Genomic DNA, 1,171 nt, shown 5'->3' on the forward strand with positions numbered 1-1,171 from the left:
TTATACCAAGTCCCATTGATCAGAACCCATGTGCCCACTGGCGCAACCCGATGGACATGATGGTCCAGGGCTGATCGACGAGTTTGTTCCATGCGCAGCAGCAGTGGTCGACGATTTCCTCGTATGAGGCGAAGACGCGGTTGGACAGCCAGTTTTCGCGGATGAACTGCCAGATGTTTTCAACGGGGTTCAGTTCGGGGCACTTGGGTGGGAGTGGCAACAGGGTGATATTGTCGGGGATCGGTAGATCATCGGCGAGATGCCATCCGGCCTGATCGAGCAGGACGACGGCATGGGCACCAGGTGCGACGGCCAGGGAGATTTCCTCCAGGTGCAGGGTCATCGCCCTGGTGTTGCAGAACGGCAGGACGAGACCGGCGCCCTTCCCCTCGGCCGGGCAGATGGCGCCGAACAGCCAAGCCGACTTGGTGCGCTGGTCATGCGGCGCCACCGGCCGCGTTCCGCGTCGCGCCCAGCGCCGCGTGATCTTGTTCTTCTGCCCGATGCGGGCTTCATCCTGCCACCAGATTTCTATGGGCTTGCCTGCCACTTCATGGGTGGCGATCTCTTCCAGGCGAGCGGGGAAGTTTTTTTGAACGCCTCTGGCGCCTCGGCATCCTGAGCATGGTGGCGGGGCCGCGCCGAGATTTTGCGGAACCCCATGGCACGCAACTCGCGGCTCAGGGTCTGCTTGCTGATCGACAGGCGGAATTCCTCGAACAGCCATTGCGCCAAGTCCACCAGGCGCCAACGGACAACGCCGTGAACCGATGGGATCGGGCCGGTATCTACCATCACCGCCAGCGCCTGCCGCTGGCTCGCGTCAAGGATCGGCGGACTGCCAGGGGCCTTGCCGTTTAGCAGCCCGGACGGACCCTCGGCATTGAAGGACAACACCCAGTCCCGCAAGGTCTGCAGACCGACGCCGCCAACTCGCGCCGCCTCCGTCCGGGATCGGCCGTCATAGATTTCTGCCAGGGCCAGAAGGCGCCGTGTCTGGTTCGCGCAACGCGACACCCTGGCCAATTCACGCAGACCCTGCGCCGTGAAATCTTCTCGAAGCTGAACCGCCGCCGCCATGGCAAACCTCCCATCGTTTGCCATGTTGAATCAGATCAGCGCCTCCTTGGGAATCCCCGCCATGAGTCGCAATTATCGGGAATTGGTATTA

At 62.3% G+C, this 1,171-nt stretch carries 1 protein-coding gene; it reads right to left on the reverse strand.

Annotated elements, in window-relative coordinates; genetic code table 11:
- Positions 1–19: 19 nt before the first annotated feature.
- Positions 20–1,080, reverse strand: a protein-coding gene (locus tag KEC16_RS19610) for an IS630 family transposase (RefSeq protein WP_211552106.1) whose coding sequence is annotated in 2 segments (ribosomal slippage) — positions 20–588 and positions 588–1,080 — 1,062 coding nt in all. Because the reading frame shifts where the segments join, the coding sequence is not laid out codon by codon here.
- Positions 1,081–1,171 lie beyond the last annotated feature (91 nt).

The sequence above is a fragment of the Magnetospirillum sulfuroxidans genome, from assembly GCF_018224925.1.
In the GTDB taxonomy this organism is placed as follows: Bacteria; Pseudomonadota; Alphaproteobacteria; order Rhodospirillales; family Magnetospirillaceae; genus Magnetospirillum; species Magnetospirillum sulfuroxidans.